The sequence below is a fragment of the Azorhizobium doebereinerae UFLA1-100 genome (genome assembly GCF_000473085.1).
Taxonomy (GTDB): domain Bacteria; phylum Pseudomonadota; class Alphaproteobacteria; order Rhizobiales; family Xanthobacteraceae; genus Azorhizobium; species Azorhizobium doebereinerae.
Genome location: NZ_AXBA01000050.1, coordinates 1 through 20,737, shown reverse-complemented (window position 1 = coordinate 20,737; position 20,737 = coordinate 1). Strand labels below are relative to the sequence as shown.

Here is a 20,737-nt window from a genome sequence, read left to right as displayed (position 1 = left end):
GGGCTAAGATAGCCGAGCGCGGAGTGCAGTCGGCTGGCGTTGTAGACCTGATCGATGAAGCGCGGAACGTCGGCGGCGACATCCTCGAAGGTTTCATAGGCCATCGGATAGACGGCTTCGACCTTGAGCGTCTTCATAAAGCTCTCGGCTTTGGTGTTATCGTACGGATTACCGCGGCGCCCCATCGATCCGACGAGACCATGTTCGGCCGGGGCCTGCCGGTAGCGTCCGGCCGCGTATTGCGATCCGCGGTCGGTGTGGTGGACGCAGCCGGGCGGCGGTTTTCGCTTTTCGATGGCGGAGCGCAGGGCGGCCAGCGTCAGCCTAACGTCGATCGAGCGGCCGATGGCATAACCGACGACCCTGCGCGACCAGGCGTCGAGGATGACGGCAACGTAGACGAAGCCCGCGGTGATCGCGACATAGGTGATATCGGCCACCCAGAGCTGGTTCGGCCCATCCGGCAGGATATCCTTCGCCAGGTTCGGGAAGATCGGCAGTTCATGATCGCCATCGGTGGTGGCGACATAGCGCCGGCGCCGACGTGGTTGAAGACCATGCTCGCGCATCAGGCGCCGGATCTTTTTGTGGTTCACGACAAAGCCGCGGTGCCGCAGCGCTGCCTGCATCCGGCGGTAGCCATAGGCCTCGAAGCTGTCGGAGACCGCCGCCATCGTCTCGACGAGCGCCGTGTCGTCGATGCTGGTGACCGTCGTGTCGTAATAGGTCGAACGCGCGATCCCCATCAACCGGCATCCTTCTGCGACGGAGATGCCGCGGGGCCGGTGACAACGGATGTAGTCGCGCTTCTCGGCCGCGGTCCGTGCTTCAGAGCCCCCTTTAGGAACTCAATCTCCAGAGCTTGTCTGCCAACGAGCCGCTCCAACGCAGCGATGCGCGCCTCGTAGGCTTCGATCGTATCGGCGGCGGCGGCCTCGTCGTCGAAGGCGCCGACTTCGAACTTCTGGATCCAGATACGGATCAGATTTCGCGACAGATCGTGTCGTCGAGCGAGGCTGTGGAGCGTCTCGCCCGCCAGGTAATTCTGGGCTACCTGGCGCTTGAACTCGATGCTGTGAGTGCGGTGTCGGGCCATGGGCTTTCATCCTTCGAAAGCCCGGCTCTCCGGTCAATTGCTCACCGTCACACTGTCCGCCTCAAGGGGCGCACTCCACTGCAGGGCCAGTCAAGGGGCAGCTATGGCTCAACTTCGACCGCCCCCGTCTTCCTTCGTTCCGGCGACGTCATTCACGATCTCCTGCCGCAGCTGTGGCCCCTTCGCGAGACGCCGACCGAGCGCGCTTGTGTAGGCAGCGTAGCGCTCGGAGAGCTTGGCCCGGGCGGCCTGGGCGGCCGGTTCAGGCAGTGCTGGAGTAATGGCGAGCCAGAAGCGGATGAAGGTGGCGAAGGCCTCAGTTGAGATGCCGAGATCCCGTTCCAGCCGCGCGAGGCGGCGATCGATCTGGCCGAGGCGCCGGGCAAGAGCGGCTTCCTGGCGCTCGGCGCTGTCGGGCGACAGGAAGGAAGCGATCGCAGCCTGAGCGATCAGGGACATGGACTGGTCGCGCTGGGCGGCGTAGTGGGCCAGCATGTCCATGATGTCGGGCTCGAGGTAGACGGAGATCTGCGCTTTCTTCGTGCGGCCTGCCATGGCGATCACAGCTCCATGCCGTCATTGGGATTGAGGCTGACCTGTCGGGCCACGCCTTGCATGAGGCCGGTCATACGCCGGCTCCGGCTGGCGACATCCTCCATCTCGTCGTCGCGATCCAGATCGAACTCGAACTCATGCTCGATGGGCTGCAGTTTCTCGACTGGCTTCACCCGGTTGAGCTCGGGCTGAAACCGGTGCTCCGAGCCGGTCGGGTCATCGTCTCGACCTTCGTCCGTGCTGCTCCCACCCATGCCCTCCTGTCGCCTGGGCCTCGGAAGCGCGGTCCAATCGTCGTGTCGAGCGCTCGAACAACGAGACGGTGTAGGCGGCGGCAGGACCCGGTCCCGGAAGCGCGCGTCCTCATAGTAGCGGGCCTTCTTCGCCCGGATCGGCGCCGTGCCGGCGACCATGACGATCTCGTCCGTGGGCGGCAGTTGCATGACCTCGCCGGGGGTGAGCAGGGGGCGAGCGGTCTCCGAGCGCGAGACCATGAGATGGCCAAGCCAGGGCGAGAGCCGATGCCCGGCATAATTCTTCATCGCTTTCATCTCGGTGGCGGTGCCGAGCGCATCGGATACCCGCTTGGCGGTGCGCTCGTCGTTGGTGGCGAAGCTCACGCGCACATGGCAATTGTCGAGGATCGAGTTGTTCGCCCCATAAGCCTTCTCGATCTGGTTCAGCGACTGGGCGATGAGGAAGGCTTTCAGGCCATAGCCGGCCATGAAGGCGAGCGCGGACTCAAAGAAGTCGAGCCGGCCGAGCGCCGGGAACTCGTCGAGCATAAGCAGCAGCCGATGACGCCCGCCCTTGGCCTGTAGGTCTTCGGTTAGGCGCCGGCCGATCTGGTTGAGCAGCAGGCGAATCAGCGGCTTGGTGCGGTTGATGTCGGAGGGTGGCACCACGAGGTAGAGGGTGGTGGGAGACTTGCCGCCGACGATATCGGCGATGCGCCAGTCGCAGCGCCGCGTCACCTCGGCAATCACCGGATCTCGGTAAAGTCCGAGGAAGGACATGGCGGTGGAGAGGACACCGGATCGCTCATTGTCGGACTTGTTCAGCAGTTCGCGGGCGGCGCTGGCGATGACGGGGTGCGGGCCCGCCTCGCCCAGATGCGCGGTCTTCATCATGGCATCGAGCGTCGTCTCGATCGGCCGCTTGGGATCGGAGAGGAAGGCGGCGACGCCGGCGAGCGTCTTGTCCTCCTCGGCATAGAGTACGTGGAGGATGGCACCGACGAGCAGCGCGTGGCTGGTCTTCTCCCAGTGGTTCCGCTTTTCCAGCGAGCCCTCGGGGTCTACCAGGATGTCGGCGATGTTCTGCACATCCCGCACTTCCCACTCACCGCGGCGCACCTCGAGCAGCGGATTGTAGGCGGCGGACTTGGCGTTGGTCGGATCGAACAGCAGCACACGGCCATGCCGGGCGCGGAAGCCGGCGGTGAGCTGCCAGTTCTCGCCCTTGATGTCATGGACGATGGCCGATCCCGGCCAGGTCAGCAGCGAGGGCACCACCAGGCCGACGCCCTTGCCGGAGCGGGTTGGCGCGAAGCACAGCACATGCTCGGGCCCATCATGGCGCAGATAGTCGCGTTCATACCGGCCGAGCACGACGCCATCCGTGCCGAGCAGCCCGGCGATAAGGATCTCCTCCTTCTCGGCCCAGCGCGCCGAACCATAGGTGTCGACTCTGGAGGTCTCCCGCGCCCGCCAGACCGACAGGGCGATGGCGACCGCGATGGAGAGGAAGCCGCCGGAGGCGGCGATCAGCGCCCCCCGGAAGAACACCTCCGGCGCATAGGCATCGAAAAAGTACCACCACCAGAAGAAGGCCGGCGGATAGTAGATCGAAAGGCCAACAAGCGTGAACCACGGCGCGCCCAGCTGCGCCTGAAAGCCGAGGCTCCAGGCCACATATTGTGTTGCGCCCCAGATCGCCGCGAGCACGATCAGCAGCACGGTGAGGATCTGCCCCCAGAGTATTTTCGTCGCCGACATGGTGATGATCTCTCTCGGGTCAGAGGCCAAGGCCGCGTTTGCGGCCGAAGCTCCAGTCGACGCCACCATCGTCACGGGCGACGCCGGAGACATGCTTGCCGAGCTGGCGCTCCAACGAGGGCGACCAGGGCACGAGCTGGAAGCCGAGCCCGTCATCGAGCATGGCGAAGCGACCGGAGGCGAGCACAAGGCGCTGGCGATACGTGCCGGCGACATACTCGCCGGTGCCGGCCTTGTTGAATGGCAGGCCGCTCTCGGCGGCGAGCTTCTCCCCCACGGCCCCCAGTTCCCGACGGCGGAGCGTGTCGATGAGATTGCGGGCGAAGACGACGCGCCGTCCCTGCCGCTCGGCCAGCCCCTCCCGGACGAGATGCTCGGCGCGCTTATCAAGCGCCCGGCTCACCTCCGCGCCAAAGCCGCCGTCAGACAGAGCGACGGCGTCACGCGCAATGGCCTGCCGGTCGAGCCAGGTGGCGCCGGTAGCGGTCTCCTGATGGGCGATATCCAGATCGGAGCGCACGGCGAGTGCCACACGCCGCTTGCCGTGGGATCGTCGAAGGTCCGCAATTCGACGATGGAGCCTGGCGCGCCATCGCCGGCGGCATCGAGATCGGGCAGCCGGATGTGATGGGAGCGGCCGTCCACACCATCGACGATGGCATAGGCGGAGCCGTGGAGTTCATCGTCGAGGCCGCGCGCGACCAGCCGGCCGATCACCGGCACATCGAGACTCTCGGCGGCGAGGACATAGCTTGCCGTGCCGCGCTCTATGCCCCGCTCGTTCAGGGCGCGGTGCATGCGCTTGATGATATCGCCACGCTCACCGAGCCCGCGCAGGGTGGCCTCGGCGTCCGGCTCCATCACCCATTGGGCATTGCCCATCTCGGTGGCGAGGCCGAGTGTCTCGAGTTTTCGAAGGCGCCCGATCTTGAGCGCATAGTGGCCGTCCGGCTGTCGGCCGGGAACCGGCGCCATGTCGATGATGCCGCTCTCGCGGGTCTCGCGCACAAGCTGGCGATCGAGTTCGGTCCAGCGCTCGGCCTCGATCTGACGCTCCAAACTCCGGCGAACGTCAAGCTCGGTGCGGGGGCCGAGTTCCTGGGTGATGAGGTCACGGGCGCGGTCGCGCATGCCCTCCTTGATGTAGTCGCGGGAGATCACGAGATCCTGGCCGTCGTCGCGGCGGCCTCGCACGATCAGATGCACATGGGGATGCTCTGTGTTCCAGTGATCGACGGCGACCCAGTCGAGACCGGTGCCGAGGTCCTTTTCCATCTGCCGGGCGAGGTCTCGGGTGAGGGCCCGCAGGTCCTCCATCTCCAAGGCGTCGTCGGGCGAGATGATGAAGCGGAAATGGTGACGGTCATCGCGGCAACGCTCGTTGAAGGCGTCGACATCCACGCTCTCGATCTCGGGACCGAACATCCGCGCCTTCTCGCCGTCGCGCGTCACGCCCTCGCGGCGGAGATAGGTGAGGTGCTGACTGAGTGAGCCCGCGCGGGCCGTGTGTCGGACGACGCGGGCCTTTACCAAGGCGCCGCGTGAGCGCGGCGTGATCCGGCGGCTGGCCTGAAGGCTGGCGACCTGTCCGCTGCCGAAACGCGAGCGGTTGCCGGCGGCGATCTTGCCGGAGCGGGAGACCCCGCCGCCGGCCTTGCGGGCCGCAGCGAGCGCCTGGGCGACGAAGGGGCGGGCCTGCTGGCCGCGGGTCGAGCGGATGCGGCCGGGACGGACGCGGAACTCGCGGTCATCGCTCATGGCGAAGCCTCGCAATGTGCGAAGAAGCGTTGATGCGCCGCCGTTTGCGGGACGCGTGAAACGTGTGATCTGGCTCCGCAAGGTGCCGAGAGCGCGGAAAACACCTGCAAAAACAACATCCCGACCGCCGCGCACTGTGCGCCCTTTTATCCTGCCTTCGTGCGGTCGTGGTCCCAGTCCTAAGCCTCCTCGCGCGCCATTGAACGCCAGAGCCCGACAGGGTGCGAAAATGGGTCAGCCTGCTCATGGCGCCCTCCGGGATGGCAAAGGTGCAACGAAGAGCGCGCCCGATCGCGGCGCGAGGAGCGCCGCATCGGCTGTATTGCTGCGCGCGGGCGGCGTGGAGAACAGCGGCGCCTCGCGCCAGCTTTGCGCCATTGGCCGCACCGATCCGGTGGCGCCGGCTGCAGGCTCTTTGTCGATGATCGGCGCGATAGCCGCGATGTAAGTGCGCGTTTCTGGCGGCAGCGGCTTTCCGGAAAGCGAGGCCTCATAGCGCGAAGGCCCGGCATTGTAGGCCGCGAGCATGGCGCGAATGCTGCCATATCGGTCGTGGAGTTGGCGCAGATAGGCCGCGCCGGCGAAGATGTTGTCACGCGGGTCGAACGGATCGGTGCCGAGACCGTGATGGACGCGAAGCGCGTCCCAGGTCGCTGGCATGATCTGCATCAGCCCCATCGCACCGGCGGGCGAGACGGCGTGCGGATCGCCGCCGCTCTCGGCCTGCAGGACCGCACGGATCCAGTTGGCCGGAAGCTCGAAGCGCTGCGCAGCCTCGTCGATATGGGCTGCGTAGGACGTGACGGAATATGCCACGGTCGGCATCGCGGTTTGCGCCGTGGCAGAGCCAGGCGACGCACCGCCGATCAACAGTCCGGAGGCGAGGAGGAGCGCGGCGCGACGCATGTCAGCGCACCGCCGCGCGCCAGGTGAAGTCGCCGTCACCAGCTTCATCCGTGAGGACTGGCATCGCACGACCGATGACGGTGGAAGCCAGGATAGGGCCGAAGTATCGCCCATCCAGACTGTCGCCGACGTCCGGGTTCATGAGGAAAAGGTAGCCTGGCTCAACACGACGGCATCCCTGCCAGACCGGCAGATCGCGCCCCATGTGGTCGCGCCGCAGAGCCTCGCCCAGCGGCACGCCATCGACGGTGATGGCGTCGCCCAGACGGCAGACCTCCTGTCCCGGAAGCCCCATCACACGCTTCAACAGCGGCGTGCCCTCACCGATATAGCCGCGCCCGATGAGGAACGCGGCGAGCTGGGGTAGTGGCATCACGGCCACCAGATCGGTGACCTCGAGATGATCCGCCGGCTCGACCGAGTAGAGCCCGACAGGAACGCTCGCCGAGACGTTCCAGATCAGCTTGAGCGGCGTCGGCACCGTGGCCGCGTAGGCCACTCCGACGCTGGCGGCTGTCGTCACCAGCACATAGGCGGCGCGGTTCATTGTCCGCACTCCCGCCGCTTCAGCCACGCCTGATGGCGCTCAATCGTGTAGGCGCGCGGCTCGAAGCCGACGCTGGTGCGGTGCGCGACATGGCCCCAATGATCGGGGGCGACAGTGGCCGGATCGATGCCGATCGCCTCAATGGCGTCGATGTGCTGCAGGATTTTCTCGACCTTCGGCCAGCCGTCCACCCGCAGCAGGATCTCGCCACCGGGCCGCACGAAGGGCAGCGTCTGGTAGCTCTCGCCTGGCGCCACGCAGCGCACGATGTCGAGGCGGGAGGCCACGGTGCCGAAATCGTTCGACGCCCATCGGACAAACGCGAAGATGCAGCCGGGAGGGAAAGACAGGATGCGCCGGCGGCGATCCAATAGCTGCTCATGCGCGTGATGGCCGAAGCGGATCCAGTTCTCGATGCGCTTCTCGATATGGGTCAGCTCGACATGGGTCATGGCATCGGACGGGGGAACAGGTGCGAATGCCGTGCTTGCCGCACAGGGCGCAAACGCCGCGCTCATGGCTAGTCTCCAGATTGGGGAGGGAATTCGCGCGCGAGGAGGTCGCGCAGCATCTCGGCGACGGTGACGCCGCGCCGGAAGGCGGCGACCTTGATCCGCCCGCGCAGGTCGGGCGTCACATCGATGGTAAGCCGCGCGGTGAACGCGGCGCCGGGACGGCGTTCGGACGAGCCATCTGCCGCCTTGATCCAGTGCTCGGGATCGGCAGGTCGGGAGGCAAAGTCGCGGCGGATCAGGCGTTCGCTCATCCCGACGACCTCCCGAGGTCGAGACCATTGATCTCGGCGCTCAGCGCGGCGATCTCGCGCGTGGCCGGCCCCGTATCGTCTCGCTCGAAGACGAGACGGCCGGATTGCGCCGCCGCCGCAAAGGCAATGCGCTGGCCTATGGTGCTGCCGAGCACCGGCGGATCGTGGTCGGCCAGCGTCTGCGCTGTCTCGCGCGCGAGAACGGTGCGGGCGCCGCAGCGGTTCAGGATGAACCGGACCAACAATTGCGGGCGGTAGATCCGCGCCTCGCGGATCAGCGCCAGCATCTCGGCCGAGGCCCATCCATCGAAGGGCGAAGGCTGCACCGGGATCAGCACCAGATCGGCTGCCAGCAGCGTCGAGCGCATCAGCCCAGCGACACGGGGCGGTCCATCGATGACGATGTGATCGGCGTCACGCGCGAGCTCGGGCGCCTCCCGGTGCAGCGTGTCGCGGGCGAGCCCGACGACACCGAACAGCCGCGGCAATGCCCCGCGGCTGCGCTGCTCCGACCAGTCGAGGCTGGAGCCCTGCGGATCGGCGTCGATCAGCGTGATCCGCTGTCCTTGCCGAGACCATTGCCCGGCGAGATACAGCGCCAACGTCGTCTTGCCGACCCCGCCTTTCTGGTTGAGGAGCGCGACGATCATCGATGCCCCCTCGAGCGAGGGGGCGTCTGCAAGACGCTCTCAGGCGGCGTCTTTCCCGGCCACTTCGCCCCCAGTCGGGGCTGATCGACGGCGCTCGCAAAAGCGCTCGCGCGCCTCTTAAGGTTAGATTCTGAGTTAGACTCTAAGTTAAGGGCGCGATTTCCTGATTTAGGACAGGGATTTAATGCCTGTTTGAGTTCCTGATAGCACGAGGCACCGGTTCCCGATGGCCCGATAGTTCGGGTTCCCGATAGCACGAGGCTATCCACAGGTTGTCCACAGGGCGCGGCTGGCTCGAAGGCGAGCAGCAGCCGGCCACCGACCTCGACCTCAACGAACAGCATGTAGCCGGGAAGCGGCTGGCGCCGGATCAGATCCCTGAGCTCGAAGGCGAAGCGCTTGAACGGTGACAGGCTGCCCGACTTCTGGTGCAGGTGCCGGAAATCAAAGCGCCACCCGTCCTGTTGCCGCCCGCCATGCTTGCGCACCAGACGGTAGAGCCAGCGCTCCAGTCCGCCTGTCAGCCCGAAATAGGCCCGGTCGATGGTGAGCACGAGGGCGTCGTCGAGCACGGCGCGGTAGAACCAGTCCGGCAGAATGAGGTCGACGCCATCGGGCCGTCCGTTGCGGTCGGCGCGCTCCCGCCATTCATTGATCCAGGAGAAGCGGTGCCGGCGTCCCTCCGCCGGCTGGCGGAGGGTGGTCGAGATCGTCGTCGATTGGAGACGGTCGAGCGCAGCCTTGAGGCGCTGATAGTCTCGCAGCGAGGTGCCGCGCCCGACAAAGGTGAGGATCTCATAGGGCGTCGCCGCCATCAGGCGCGAGGTGCGAAGCCCCGCGTCGCGCGCCTCGACGATCTGGCTTGCCGCCCAGATGAGAATGTCCGCGTCCCAGATGGTCGCCATGCCGTGGTCGGGCACGGCCTCGACCCGTATGGCGATGCTGCCGGTCCGGAAATCGATCGGCGCGACGCGTGGCGTCTTGGAAAGGGAGAAGAAGGGATAGGCCATGAGATCCTGCGCATCTCGTGGCGCGAAGTCGCCTGGCAGGGCGCGGAACAGATCAAGCTGTCCGCGCTCCGAGACGCTGTGATGCCGCGCCGCCATGGGGGCGTTCAGCGCGCGGCGCGGCCGGCGAACGAGCCGGCGGCAAGCGCATGGCGCTTGGCCGGCAGCACGGTGCCGCGCGGATCGGAAGTCGAGGTGACGGCGCCGCGCTCGGTCCAGGCCTGCAGGTCGTCGATGGAATAGACGACGCGTCCGCCCAGCTTGCGATAGGCGGGACCGGTGCCGTAGGTGCGGTGCTTCTCAAGGGTGCGGGCCGACAGGCTGAGAAACGCGGCGGCTTCCTTGGTGCGCAGGTAGCGCGGCGGGAGGGAAGCGAGATCGGGTCGCATGGAGCGGGCCTCCGTGGATGTGGCGCGTGCCGCCGGAATGCGGCGGCGGACGGTGACCACGGTGGCGGAGAAGGAACGTCGGGAGGGATGGGGAAGATCGGGGGGCTAAAATCCCCACCCCTCACGCCCGGCGACGATGGCGGAACAGCTGCAGATAGCGGCCAGTGTCCGGCGCCGGCCGAAAAACTCGACCGAGACCGATCTCAAGGACGACACGTAGGGTTCGATTGTCCCGTCGCGATATTCGCCACTTGCCGATGGAGTGCGTCCCCGGCCTCGGTGGCCGGGAACGCGGTCCGCGCATCAGTCCCCGCGGCGCCCGTTGGGGCGGGACCAGATGAGGGAGGAGGTCTCGCCGTCCTCGTCGTCGAACAGATTGGCGTAGATGGGAGCGGTGAAGCTCGGATCGTCGAGCTTGAGGCCCAGATAGTCGCGGCCCTCGGTGGAGCGCTTGGACCAGGCCGCCCCGATCTCGGCGCGGCCGACCAGGACCCGATGGCTGGGGGCGTTTTCGCCGGTGGCGCGGGTGTCGGGGATGATGCGCACGCCCCGGGCCTGCACGCCGAGGGTGACGATGTCGCCGGTGAACTCGTCGGTGCCGGTCTTCTTGAAGGTGCCGATGGTGGCCATGTTCCGTCTCCGTCCTGTCTTCTGAGCCCGCGCCATTGCGGCCTCGATGGCGATCGAAAGGCCGAAGGCGAGCGACGCCGCATCGCCTCGGGGTCCCCGTCGCGCTCGCGCGATGGGGTGAGGATTGCGACCGCAGCGCAGCGGAAGACGGCGCAGGCGCGACTTTGTTGCTGCGCGAGGAATGACGGCGATACGGGGCCCCGCGCAGCGCGCGGGGTGGGCGTCGGCAGGGGAAGAAAGTCGGGCCCAGCCGTTGTGGCATAGGCGCTCGAGGCGCAGCCGACCTTCGGCCAGATCAGGCCATTGAAGAGGCCGCATGGAGCGGGCACGGACAGATGGATGAGGGAGATGGTTTGGCCTTGCGCCGATATAGAGACCCGACCGGCGAGCAATAGGCGGACGATACCCTGAGCTTGGCCAAGCTGCCGATTCCCCGTTCCGCCAACGCCGCGAATGCTCCACCCCGAGGGGCCTTTCGACAGCGACGCGGCCGCCGTTCGCCGCGCGCGCTAACTCTGCCGTACAGCATGGCGAAACGGACGCTCTGGACTTCCCCTCCCTCCCGGCCCAGCCCATTGACGCGGACGCTATGTCATTCGCCGTCTGGTGCGCCAAACGGATATCGCGGTGTCAGTGAGGGGAACTGTGCTCGTCAGAAGGGGCGAACGTCTTCCTTCCGGTGATGCGCACGAAGGCGACAATGCCAACCACGCCGGCTCCGAGGATCGAAAACACCATATGCCACGTCTGGGAGGGCATGGTGTACCTCACGATGCCATGGGTGGCGTGGAAGCCCGCGGCTGCGGCCGGGAAGACGAACACGGCGGCGATGAGAAGGCGCGCCCAGGTCGGACGGACGGTGGCGAGCAGGAACCGGCCCAGACCGAAGGTCAGGGCTGCGGCAGCAAAGCCGACAAGGATAGCGCCGGGCCATCCGGTGCCCGTGCCATAGGCCCATGTGCCCGCCGTGATGCCCGCAAACAGCGGCAACGCGAATACCGCCAGCGTGAAGAACAGCCAGCAAATTAATGCGATCGTCGCCATGCTGAGGAAAATGCCGATGAAGATCATGGCGGTGGCTCCGTAATATCGGCGGGATGCATCGCCACCGGCTCCGACGCGCCCGCCCGATGAGCAGAATTGGCGGCGGCCACCATTCATGGCCGCCTGTTCGCCTCTCAGGAGGCGAAGGGATCGATTTCTCGGACGATGGCGGCTTCGTCGCCGTCATATTCGGCAGCCGGAATGACGGAGAGCGTTCCGTCGCCGGCGCGGAAGATCACGACGGTGGCCATCAGGGTGGTGGCGAGGCTTAAGGCGAAGGCGTGAGCGATCTGGACGGACATCGACCTGGCTCCTGCGCGACCGGAGGTCCATCCCCCGCTGACAGGCGCCCGAAAGGGCCGGCCGTTGGCCGCAATCACCGCGTGAGGCGCAGCCGGAGCGGCGGCACGCGTAGCGTAGCCCGACCCTTCATGGGTTGATGGCGTCAGGCCATCGGCTGGACCAAAGGATCAGCGTCGTGAAGCGGGGACGGTCGTCCGGTCAGGAGACCTGGGTGTCAGGTGTTCGCGAATGCCGATCCATGGGGTTGCCCAGCCCTACGCCTGCTGCCAGTTCCAGGTCGTCAGCGTTCCGCGTTCCACGGATTGATGACCGCCACACCGGCGGCGTCGAAGGCGCTGGTATCGCGCGTGGCCACAGCGAAGCCCCGGGAGGCTGCGATTGCAGCGATATAGCCGTCGGGCGTCGGAAAGCCCTTCCCAGCCGCACGCGCCTTCACGGCGCGGTCGGCATAGTGTCGTGCGGCAGTGACATCGAACGGCAGAACGCGGTCAGCGAACAGCTCCATCACCCCGTCCAGGGCTTCGGTGAGCCGGTCTTTGCGCTTGCCAGTGGGCAGCGCACCGATGCCATACAACAGTTCGGCAATCGTGACGCTGGAGAGATAGAGCGTCTCGGTCGCCTGCTCGTCGAGCCACGCCCGCACGGCCACATCAGGCGTGGGCTTCATCGCCTCCGAAATCACATTGCTGTCGAGAAGGATCATTCGAAGCTCATGGGCTCGGCGGGCGTCCGGTCGCGCGCCGGGCTGAGCGCGTCGATGTCCTCATTGGTCAGGCCGAGGCGGCGGCTGCGCTCCGCGAGCGCGGTGCCGAGCCGCAGGCGCGTGTCAGGGCGGACGGCGCTTTCAAGGATGTCGCGCATCTCGGCTTCAGTGCTGCGGCCATGCTGGGCCGCGCGCACCTTGAGGGCACGGTGCGTCGCCTCGGAGAGGTTACGAATCGTCACGGCGGGCATGATGGCGCCTCCAGTAAGGCTGATAGCGTTGATGGCAAAATAGATAACTTGCCATCATTTTCAAGATGGCGGGTGTGGCGGCGCTTACCAGGCTGTGTGGAAACCGTGGCGAGAGGTCGCCACGGTGTTCGCGCGATGATTTGGTGCTCCACCGGACTCGGCGCGACAGCTGCGGAGCGGCTCAACTCCGGGCGTTGTTCAGGTTGACGCTGCGGATCATGTTGAACGCCAGCACTGAAAGCGCCATTTCGGTACTGGTTCCTGTGATGCCTCGTGTCAGGAAGCGGCCGTTCATCATCCGTTTCATCGTGCCGAACGGATGTTCCGCCGAGCATCGCCGGCGACGCATCACGTCGGGCGTCTCGGCAACACGTGCGACCATCCGCTCCAGGGCGTCCTCATGGACGTGCCGGGTCAAGGACCGGTTGCGCGCCGTCGTGCACTGGGACTTCAATTCGCATCCGCCGCAGTTCCTCGCGGCGTAGAAGACGCTGTGGCGCGTCACCCGACCGCTGCGTGAGAGGATGCGACCTGCCGGGCACGTAAAACGATCCTGCTCTGCGTCATAGACGAAGTCTGCCCGGGTGAACTGCGTACCGTCGCCTCGGTTGTTTACCGAGCGCTTCACCGGCACACATGCCACGATGTCGTCGGTCTCGCAGGCGGCCGCCGCATTGCCGTTGGAGTAGCCTGTGTCGGCCACGACCGTCAGATCGTCCCGTTCCAGCATCTCCTTGACCGCCACCGACATGGGATGAAGCATCCGGAGATCGTTGACCTCGTCCGTGACGGCATGATGGAGAACCATGCCGGTATCGGCGTCGACCGCGATCTGAACGTTGTAGGACGGTGGCTTGCCGCCTTGGCCGAAGCCCATAGGCCGCGCTTCCAGTTCGCCATCCACCACCAGCTTGCGATCATCCCGATCAAGATATGCGCTCAAGCGGCCGAGGTCCGCCTTGCGGCGCTTCAAGGCCTCCAAAGCAGCAGCCGCGGAACCATCGGCGGCGGCGGCCTCGGCACCATCCTCGTGATCGAGCGCGGCGAGATACGAGCCGATCCGGGCGTCCACCGTCTCCGCCTCTTCATCGATCCTACGCTGGTCGAGAACGCGATTCTGGCTGGCGGCGGCCCGGAACTTCGCTCCATCGATCGCGACCAGCCTGGCCGTGAACAGTCCTTGATCACGACAGAACAGGACGAAGGCCCGACACGCTCCGACGATGCCGGCCCCGTTGTCCCTTCGAAAGTCGGCAATGGTCTTGTGGTCGGGCGCCAGCATGCGCATCAGCCACATGAGTTCGACGTTGCGCTTGCATTCCCGCTCCAGGCGGCGCGACGATCGCACCTCATTCAGATAGCCGTAGACGTAGAGTTTCAGGATATCGCGAGGATCATATCCGGGACGTCCCGTGGTAGCCGGTGCAGAACGCTCGAAGCAGAGAGTTCGAAAGTCCAGCTTATCCACAAAGGCATCGATGACGCGGACATGCGCGTCCGGCCCGACATATTCATCGATTGCAGGCGGCAGAAAACTCGGCTGTTGGCGGTCGTTGCCCACGATATACACCATGACGCACTCACATCTATTTCGTGGGCGGAACAATATCATGTTTCGGGGGGCGGCGTCGTCCGTCGACTGACGTTCACGCGGTGCTTCACTTGCGTAACAGAGCCTAAACTTTGGCCTGCTTCGGCTTCGGCTGATGAAGCTTTCGCTTCACATTCGGCTTCAGGGCGCTTCGAACATCTTTGTCGACGGTCGCCAGGTCGAACCATTCGGGATCGAAATGCCCGCCACACCAGCGCTTGGTTTCCCGGTGCTCGGGATCTTTAGGATCGCTCATCACCTCCAGGAACCGTCCATACCCCGGAAGACCGCCGACATCCTCGGGCGGTCGTGCCCGTGCGCCATCGATACAGACCGCCTGGTTGGGAGAGCTTTCGAGGAAGAGCAGCTCTTCGATTTCGACGGTGTGATGCCAGTCATCGCCAAAATCGTAGAGGTAAGTGAAGTTCGTGCCCGCGCTGCGGAAATCCCGCAAATGGACCTCGCGTTCGTCAAACACCTGCGGATCACCGACGGCCGAAGCCTCTGCGGCCTCCGCCGCATCGCCATACCGCAGTCCCCCGATATCGAACTCGTGAAGGTGGTAATTCCACCAATTGAAGGCCGCCTGGATCGCCAGGTGAAGCTGATTGAGGGTCCATTCGCTCGGCAAGACGAGTCGTCGCCAAACGGCCGGCTCGATCCCATCGATCGATATCCTGAGTTGAACGGCGTTAGGAGGTCCAAACATGACGCCCAGCAGACCGGCAACGCCTCACGACGTCAAGCGCTTCGCGACCGGTTGCCACGAGGACCAGGGCAACATTGCCGCCCTGGTTTCCACACAGCCTGTTATGCGCCGCCGCAGCCGAAGCGATAGACCGGAATGCCCATCTTGCGGGCCTTGTCGGCAAGATTGTTCTGAATGCCGGTGCCGGGGAAAATCACGACCCCGATCGGCAGGACGTTCAGCATCTGGTCGTTGCGCTTGAAGGGCGCCGCCTTGGCGTGCTTCGTCCAGTCGGGCTTGAAGGCCACCTGCGGCACCTTGCGGCTGTCGGCCCAGAGGGACGCGATCTTTTCGGCGCCCTTTGGCGAGCCGCCATGCAGCAGCACCATGTCCGGGTGCTTGGCGTGGATCTGATCGAGCTTGGCCCAGATCTGCCCGTGATCGGCGGTGTCTCCGCCCGAGAAGGCGATCTTCGGCCCGGCGGGCACGAGGACCTCGGTATCGGCACGCCTTCTGGCGGCGAGGAAATCCCGGCTATCGATCAGCGATGCGGTGAGGTGGCGATGGTTGACCCGTGATCCGGCCCGTGGCGTCCAAGGAGAGCCGGTGGCGATACGGTAGCGGTCGGCGGCGGCCTCGCGGAAGGTTTCCATGCCGTCGCGTCGGCCGATCAGGTTCATGCCGATGTCGATCAGGCGCTCGAGCTCGAGGGATTTCACCTCCGACCCGTCCTGTTCGCGCTGAAGCTGCTTCTGGGCCTGCTCGTTGTCGTCGAGCTTCTGTTCGATCCGGTCCACGGCGCGGTGGAACATGTTGACGGTTGACCAGAGGAGATCGGGAAGCTCGGCATCAAGGCTGGTTTCGCTGATCGTGGCGACCAGGGCGTCGAAGATATCGGCGATGGCGCCTTCGATGAGGCGGTCCTCCGGTGGCGGGCGCTGGTCGCGCTCGTCTTCGGAAGGACGATGGCCGTGGAGCTGCAATTCCTGGATCAGGTGATCGGTCGGGGATGAGACGTGGTGCGGCTCGTGGTCGTCATGCGCGCTCATGGGATGCTCCGTCGGTTTGGACCGCGACCTTCGCGGCCTTCATGGCGACGAAGCCGTCAGACGGGACGGACCTGCATCCGGAGCGCGTGCATGGTCACCGAAAGTGGGAACCGGTTTCGTGACAAGACCATGCCGGAAAAGCGCGCAGGGCCGAAGCGCAGCGGAGGATGGCGACAAGCCGGCGATTTTGCTTCGCGATGGAAAGCGGCCCGAAGGGCGCGCCGGAAAAGCGTCGGCGGCAGCCATTGCCGATCCGGCCCGGCTGACGGCCGATCGCCCTCTCGAAGGCGCAGGGCGCGGTCCTTTCCGTGGGCTGACGCATCCTTGCGGGTATGGCAGCCACGTCTCGCGGTTTAGCCCGCTCCGGCTATGGGGTCAGGCTCATGAAGCGCGCCACGTCCTCCGGGGCGAGTTGCACCCGAACACCCGTCCGGAAGGCATCCATACCGAGCCGCTGGAGATCCTCGTTAAAGTCCCCGAGGGCTGGCGACAATGGAATGGCCTCGATGCCCTCGGCGTTCGCCCGTTCAATCAGCATGTCCCGTGCGCCGTCTCCCGCCGGATCGTTGTCGCGAACGATGTAGAGTCGCCGCAGCCGCAGTGGGAACGGGATGGCGGCCAGATGCGCGGCCGAGAGCGCGGGCGCCATCGCCATGCCCGGCAGAACCTGTCGGATCGACAGCATGGTCTCGATGCCTTCGCCCGCTGCCATCACGCTGTCAGGCACACCGATGCGAACGGTAGACCTAAGCAGATTACCCATCGCCTTGCGCGGCATGTCGACCGGAGCCTTATCTGAGCCGTCGGGGGCGAGCCAGGTGCGGTGTACGCCGGTGATCCTGCCGGTGAGATCAGTGACGGCGGCGATCATGGCGGGCCACGCCTCGGTCGGACCATCGTCAGGCTTGTAGTAGCAGCGCGGATGAAAGCGCAGGTTTCCGGTTTCGTGCAAAAGCGTAATGCCGCGTTGGCGCAAATACGTCTCTGCGATGGTCCCGGCGATGGGCTGCGACATGGCGAATAGCCGGCGTGCCGCTTCGACCGACCCTGATGGAGCCGGCAGGACACGGCGAGGTGGTGATGTAGGTTCCTGTTTGGGATCCGGCAGGCTGAGAAATGTCCGTGCTTCCGCAGCAATGTCTGCGAAGTCGAGGAGACCCAGCGATCCGCGGATGACGTCGAGGAGATCGCCATGTTCGCCGGTGGCGGCATCGGTCCATTTGCCCGCCGGCCCCTTCGCGGATGGGCGGAGCCGGACAAAGAGCGAGCGGCCGGGCGTGTTTCTGATATCGCCGACGAGCCAGTAGCGGCCCTCCCGGCGACCGTTGGAGAGATAATGTCGGCAGACCGCCTCGGCCCGATCGGCGAGCCGGCGCGACAGATCGTGAGCAATCCCGGGCATGGCCAGCTTTTCAAAAACAAAGGCCCGCCAACAGAGCCGGCGGGCCGAGGTTCAGGGTCGTGTTGAGGGCTACTCCGCCGCCACGGCAGGGGGGATGTCCGTGGTGTCCTCAGTATCCTCAAGGTTTTCGTCTTCGCCCATGGCCGTTGTGCCGTCCTGCGCCGCCGTTTCTTCGCCGGCCTCTGGTTCGGCTCCGTGCAGCGGTTCCGGCAGCCAGCCGGTATCGGCCAGCAGCGTTTCGGCCTCGCGGGCCATGTCGCCCTTCTTGAGGTGCGCGATACGCTCCGCTGCATGCGCCCCCTTCGCCTCGCTCACCGCCTGCAGAATGCGGGCCTTGGTCACGCGGCTGAGAAAATTGTCCACGGTGGGCCTCCACCCGGCGGCCGCCATATCGAGGTCGACGGCGCGGGCAAGCTGATCGGCATGGTGGAGCGCGCGGGGGCGCCGGTTCCAGGCTTCATGAACAGCGTTCACCGACAGGCTCACCACATGGGCTAACAGGCCGGAGCGGCTGTCGCTGTCCCAATCCTGCAGAGCCTCCCACAGATCAGCTGAGTCCTTCGGCAGGACCTTCGCCCAGCCCTCATGCCGGGCGTGGATCGCTTCGGCCGAGGCGCTGTCGTTCAGCCCCGGTGCCTGCGCGCTGAACGCCACGCTCTTCAGGTCGAGTTCGAGGCAGCTATCCGAGCCATAGCGATAGAAGCTCTTCAGTGTCAGGGCATGCAGGGCCGCGAGGAAGGCGACATCGGGCCGATCGCCCAGCGCCTGGCGCAGGCCGAGCGTGCGATGCGACGTCAGCTCGGTCATCAGCCGGTCCGAGAGGGCAGACAGCCCTTCGTCCTCCTCGGGCTCGGGGATTGGCGCGTCTGCCATGACGGCGTCGCCGGTACGTATCGCCGCCGCCGCGATGTGGTGCGGACCGGCGTCTTCCGCGGCGACTTCGGGCTCCACCGGCAGTTCGTCCTCCGGGCGCACATAGCCGCGCTCAATGCGCACCGTGCCATCATGGGCGATGCCGACGAAGGCGCCGGCGCGGGCCACCTCCGCTGGATCGAAGGTGATCGGGCGCGCCTCGAAGGCTTCGATCGCCGTCTCGATCTCGCCGAGCCGCGCATCGACCTCGTCCGGCAGTTCATCCGCCTCGGCATAAGTCTCCGAGAGGCGATTATATTCCTCCTGCAGGGCGGCGCGGCTGGCCTCCTCTTCGGTGCTGAGCGGGACCGTCTCACCACGCAACTGCCGCAGACCGTAGGTGTGGCCATAAGCGAAGTCAGGGGCCATCTCGACCCATTTCCAGCCTTCGCCGGCGACAGCGTCCGCCTTGGCCTTCAGCTTCTCGGCCACCAGCCGGTCAACCAGCACGACATCCTGCAGCCAGCCGCCATCATCACCCTGGAACAGGTCGCGCAGAATGGTGCCGCCGACCTCGACATAGGCCTCGAGGCCGATGAACTGGGCGCGCTTGTCACAGGCGCGGACAGCACCTTCGGTCAGCATGCGACGGATGGCATAGGGCTGCTTGTCATAGGAGGTCTTCAGCCGCTCGAAGACCTGCTCCTGGCGCGCATGGTCGCCGGAGACGGTGAAGGCCATGAGCTGGTCCAGCGTCATGTCGTCCTCGGCATAGACCTCCAACAGCACCGGCGAGACCCAGGCGAGCTTGAGGCGCTGCTTCACCACGCCGACGGAGACGAAGAAGGCGGCGGCGATCTCTTCCTCGGACTGGCCCTTCTCGCGCAGCGCCAGAAAGGCGCGGAACTGGTCGAGCGGGTGCAGCGGCGCGCGCTGGACATTCTCGGCGAGGGAATCCTCTTCGGCGATGCCGCCCTCCCGGATGACGCAGGGCACCGGCGCGGTCTTGGCGAGGCGCTTCTGCTTCACCAGCAGTTCCAGCGCCCGATAGCGCCGCCCGCCGGCCGGGATCTCGAACATGCCGGTCTCGACGCCGGTGTCGTCAACCACAGGCCGGACGCTGAGGCCCTGCAGCAGGCCACGGCGGGCGATGTCCTCGGCCAGTTCCTCGATCGAGACGCCGGCCTTGATGCGCCGGACGTTCGACTGGCTGAGCAGGAGCTTGTTGAATGGGATGTCACGCGAGGGCGAGAGCGTGATCTTCTGAACATTCGTCGCCATGGACGGCACCTCCGCGACGGGCGGCCGGGAGCCTCTCTCTCGGCCTTCCAACCCGTCACGAAGCGCAGCGCCGCCCTCTCACTCTGGAGGGCGACGCTGCAGAACCGCAGATCCGCAAAAGTGCAAAGCCGGAGACACGGATGTCCGCATCTCCGGCTTTCCGCGAGTCAGGCAGCCCGCTCGAGCAGCTTCTTGGCCCGGCCCTCGAGGTCGAGCCGCGCATCCTGGTGCGGCTTGTCGCGTGCGACCGCGGTGATGCCCTGCACGAAGTCGAAGATGCTCTCGGGCTTGCGCCCTTCCTCGGCCAGCACCGTATCGATGATTTTGGCGGTCTCGGCCCTGGAGAAGCCCCGGTTGCGCAGGAAGTCGCTGCGGTCCTCGTCGGTGCGCGCGACGATCTTCTCCCGTGCGGCCTTGATGCCGTTGACGAAGGGCATCGGCGAGGAATTGGCGAAGCGGGTCAGGGCCGGAGCTGCCTCGTGCGCGAAGCGCGAGGCAGCGTATTTGGAGTGGCGTATAGTGATCTCCTGGAAATCCGCGACACCCCAGAGATTGCGGTTCTGGCACACGGCCCGCAGATAGAAGCTCGCGATACCGAGCCTCTTGGCCCCCACCTCCGAGTTCCAGCAATAGAAGCCCCGGAAATAAAGGTCCGGCGAGCCGTCCGGCAGTCGCCCTGCCTCAATCGGGTTCAGATCGTCCACCAGGAGCAGGAACACATGGATGCGCGACGTCTCCACGAGGCGGGACCGGCTGTGATCGGCACGGCCCCGCACCATCGCGGCCAGCTCGCCGAGCGACAGGAACCGTTCGTCATCCGGCCGGGAGAACCACTCCGACGACACGCGGCCGACCCGGTCACCGCGCGTGACATCCACCTTGTAGCCGCCACTGGCGTCGCGACCGGCATCCAGAACCTGCATGTTCATGGGGATCCCCCTCCTTGACGGGCGCCGGAAGACTCTCTCCCAGCCCTCAACCCGTCACGGAAATCCCATCGGCCTCTCACTCTAGCACTACTTTGGCATTTTTTGATTTTTGGATCCCCGCTGGGATTCCCTCGGACCGGGTTGCGTGATTCATGGGTGGTCGGCTTATGGAGTGCCGACCATGAACGAAAGCTGGAAAGCGGATCTGGAAGCATGGCTGGCGCCCTTCGTGAGCGCTCTGGGTCATAAGGTCCGGGCGCGGCTGTGTCCCTTGTATGTGGCGGGGCTGATCGGTCCGGGCGATCGCAAGAGCATCCAGCCGATGGCGGCGCGTCAAGGCGGC

At 65.8% G+C, this 20,737-nt stretch carries 22 protein-coding genes and 2 pseudogenes; 1 reads left to right on the top strand and 23 read right to left on the bottom strand.

Annotated features, from left to right (window positions below; all coding sequences use genetic code 11):
• The 23 genes and pseudogenes from YU1_RS0123930 to YU1_RS0123820 form a co-directional block, all read right to left on the bottom strand.
• On the bottom strand, positions 1-773 hold a 773-nt coding region (locus YU1_RS0123930), incomplete at its 3' end, for an IS3 family transposase (protein ID WP_245263440.1).
• The gene (locus YU1_RS0123925; RefSeq protein ID WP_029006236.1) at positions 746-1,096 is read right to left on the bottom strand and encodes a transposase; all 351 of its coding nucleotides are present in this window, start codon (positions 1,094-1,096) and stop codon (positions 746-748) included. The genes YU1_RS0123930 and YU1_RS0123925, both read right to left, overlap by 28 nt.
• Positions 1,097-1,204: 108 nt before the next feature.
• On the bottom strand, positions 1,205-1,651 hold the full coding sequence (locus tag YU1_RS0123920) for a CopG family transcriptional regulator (protein WP_029006235.1): 447 nt from the start codon (positions 1,649-1,651) through the stop codon (positions 1,205-1,207).
• 5 nt (positions 1,652-1,656) lie between these two features.
• Complete coding sequence (locus tag YU1_RS0123915; RefSeq protein ID WP_029006234.1) at positions 1,657-3,648, bottom strand: conjugal transfer protein TraG; 1,992 nt, start codon at positions 3,646-3,648, stop codon at positions 1,657-1,659.
• A 19-nt stretch (positions 3,649-3,667) separates the two neighbouring features.
• Positions 3,668-5,406, bottom strand: a pseudogene (locus tag YU1_RS30965) (relaxase/mobilization nuclease domain-containing protein).
• A 243-nt stretch (positions 5,407-5,649) separates the two neighbouring features.
• Positions 5,650-6,312 (bottom strand): lytic transglycosylase domain-containing protein, encoded by a 663-nt coding sequence (locus YU1_RS30960; protein WP_035716579.1) that lies wholly within the window; start codon positions 6,310-6,312, stop codon positions 5,650-5,652.
• Between the two features lies 1 nt (position 6,313).
• A complete protein-coding gene (locus YU1_RS0123900) occupies positions 6,314-6,859 on the bottom strand; it encodes a S26 family signal peptidase (RefSeq protein ID WP_029006233.1) in 546 nt (181 codons plus the stop codon).
• On the bottom strand, positions 6,856-7,377 hold the full coding sequence (locus YU1_RS0123895; protein ID WP_029006232.1) for a DUF2840 domain-containing protein: 522 nt from the start codon (positions 7,375-7,377) through the stop codon (positions 6,856-6,858). Before YU1_RS0123895 ends, YU1_RS0123900 begins: the two co-directional genes overlap by 4 nt.
• 2 nt (positions 7,378-7,379) lie before the next feature.
• The gene (locus YU1_RS0123890; RefSeq protein WP_029006231.1) at positions 7,380-7,625 is read right to left on the bottom strand and encodes a ribbon-helix-helix protein; all 246 of its coding nucleotides are present in this window, start codon (positions 7,623-7,625) and stop codon (positions 7,380-7,382) included.
• Positions 7,622-8,275 carry a ParA family partition ATPase gene (gene parA / locus YU1_RS0123885; protein ID WP_029006230.1) on the bottom strand — a complete coding sequence of 218 codons (654 nt, stop codon included), beginning with the start codon at positions 8,273-8,275 and terminating at the stop codon, positions 7,622-7,624. The genes YU1_RS0123890 and parA overlap by 4 nt, the downstream gene beginning before the upstream one ends.
• On the bottom strand, positions 8,272-9,381 hold the full coding sequence (locus YU1_RS0123880) for a replication initiator protein A (RefSeq protein WP_029006229.1): 1,110 nt from the start codon (positions 9,379-9,381) through the stop codon (positions 8,272-8,274). Before YU1_RS0123880 ends, parA begins: the two co-directional genes overlap by 4 nt.
• An 8-nt stretch (positions 9,382-9,389) precedes the next feature.
• The gene (locus YU1_RS0123875) at positions 9,390-9,671 is read right to left on the bottom strand and encodes a helix-turn-helix transcriptional regulator (RefSeq protein WP_029006228.1); all 282 of its coding nucleotides are present in this window, start codon (positions 9,669-9,671) and stop codon (positions 9,390-9,392) included.
• Positions 9,672-9,974: 303 nt separating this feature from the next.
• Positions 9,975-10,301: a DUF736 domain-containing protein gene (locus tag YU1_RS0123870; RefSeq protein ID WP_029006227.1), complete on the bottom strand. Its 327-nt coding sequence runs from the start codon at positions 10,299-10,301 to the stop codon at positions 9,975-9,977.
• A 630-nt stretch (positions 10,302-10,931) separates the two neighbouring features.
• Positions 10,932-11,372, bottom strand: a complete 441-nt coding sequence (locus tag YU1_RS30955) for a hypothetical protein (RefSeq protein WP_035716575.1) — start codon at positions 11,370-11,372, stop codon at positions 10,932-10,934.
• 107 nt (positions 11,373-11,479) lie between these two features.
• Positions 11,480-11,647, bottom strand: coding sequence for a hypothetical protein (locus tag YU1_RS34110; protein ID WP_198019034.1), 168 nt, complete (start codon positions 11,645-11,647; stop codon positions 11,480-11,482).
• A 281-nt stretch (positions 11,648-11,928) separates the two neighbouring features.
• Positions 11,929-12,351, bottom strand: coding sequence for a type II toxin-antitoxin system VapC family toxin (locus YU1_RS0123855; RefSeq protein ID WP_029006226.1), 423 nt, complete (start codon positions 12,349-12,351; stop codon positions 11,929-11,931).
• The gene (locus YU1_RS0123850) at positions 12,348-12,602 is read right to left on the bottom strand and encodes a FitA-like ribbon-helix-helix domain-containing protein (RefSeq protein WP_029006225.1); all 255 of its coding nucleotides are present in this window, start codon (positions 12,600-12,602) and stop codon (positions 12,348-12,350) included. Before YU1_RS0123850 ends, YU1_RS0123855 begins: the two co-directional genes overlap by 4 nt.
• A 181-nt stretch (positions 12,603-12,783) precedes the next feature.
• Positions 12,784-14,175, bottom strand: coding sequence for an IS1182 family transposase (locus tag YU1_RS0123845; RefSeq protein WP_029006224.1), 1,392 nt, complete (start codon positions 14,173-14,175; stop codon positions 12,784-12,786).
• 103 nt (positions 14,176-14,278) lie between these two features.
• A complete protein-coding gene (locus YU1_RS0123840) occupies positions 14,279-14,902 on the bottom strand; it encodes a plasmid pRiA4b ORF-3 family protein (RefSeq protein WP_029006223.1) in 624 nt (207 codons plus the stop codon).
• Positions 14,903-15,003: 101 nt separating this feature from the next.
• Positions 15,004-15,930, bottom strand: a complete 927-nt coding sequence (locus tag YU1_RS0123835) for a DUF2493 domain-containing protein (protein ID WP_029006222.1) — start codon at positions 15,928-15,930, stop codon at positions 15,004-15,006.
• A 367-nt stretch (positions 15,931-16,297) separates the two neighbouring features.
• The gene (locus YU1_RS0123830) at positions 16,298-17,332 is read right to left on the bottom strand and encodes a DUF7146 domain-containing protein (protein ID WP_029006221.1); all 1,035 of its coding nucleotides are present in this window, start codon (positions 17,330-17,332) and stop codon (positions 16,298-16,300) included.
• Positions 17,333-17,401: 69 nt separating this feature from the next.
• Positions 17,402-19,465, bottom strand: a complete 2,064-nt coding sequence (locus YU1_RS0123825) for a ParB/RepB/Spo0J family partition protein (protein WP_029006220.1) — start codon at positions 19,463-19,465, stop codon at positions 17,402-17,404.
• 167 nt (positions 19,466-19,632) lie between these two features.
• Positions 19,633-20,394 (bottom strand): hypothetical protein, encoded by a 762-nt coding sequence (locus YU1_RS0123820; protein WP_029006219.1) that lies wholly within the window; start codon positions 20,392-20,394, stop codon positions 19,633-19,635.
• A 181-nt stretch (positions 20,395-20,575) separates the two neighbouring features.
• Here YU1_RS0123820 and YU1_RS30950 point away from each other — a divergent pair.
• A pseudogene (locus tag YU1_RS30950) lies at positions 20,576-20,737 on the top strand (IS701 family transposase); the annotation flags it as partial.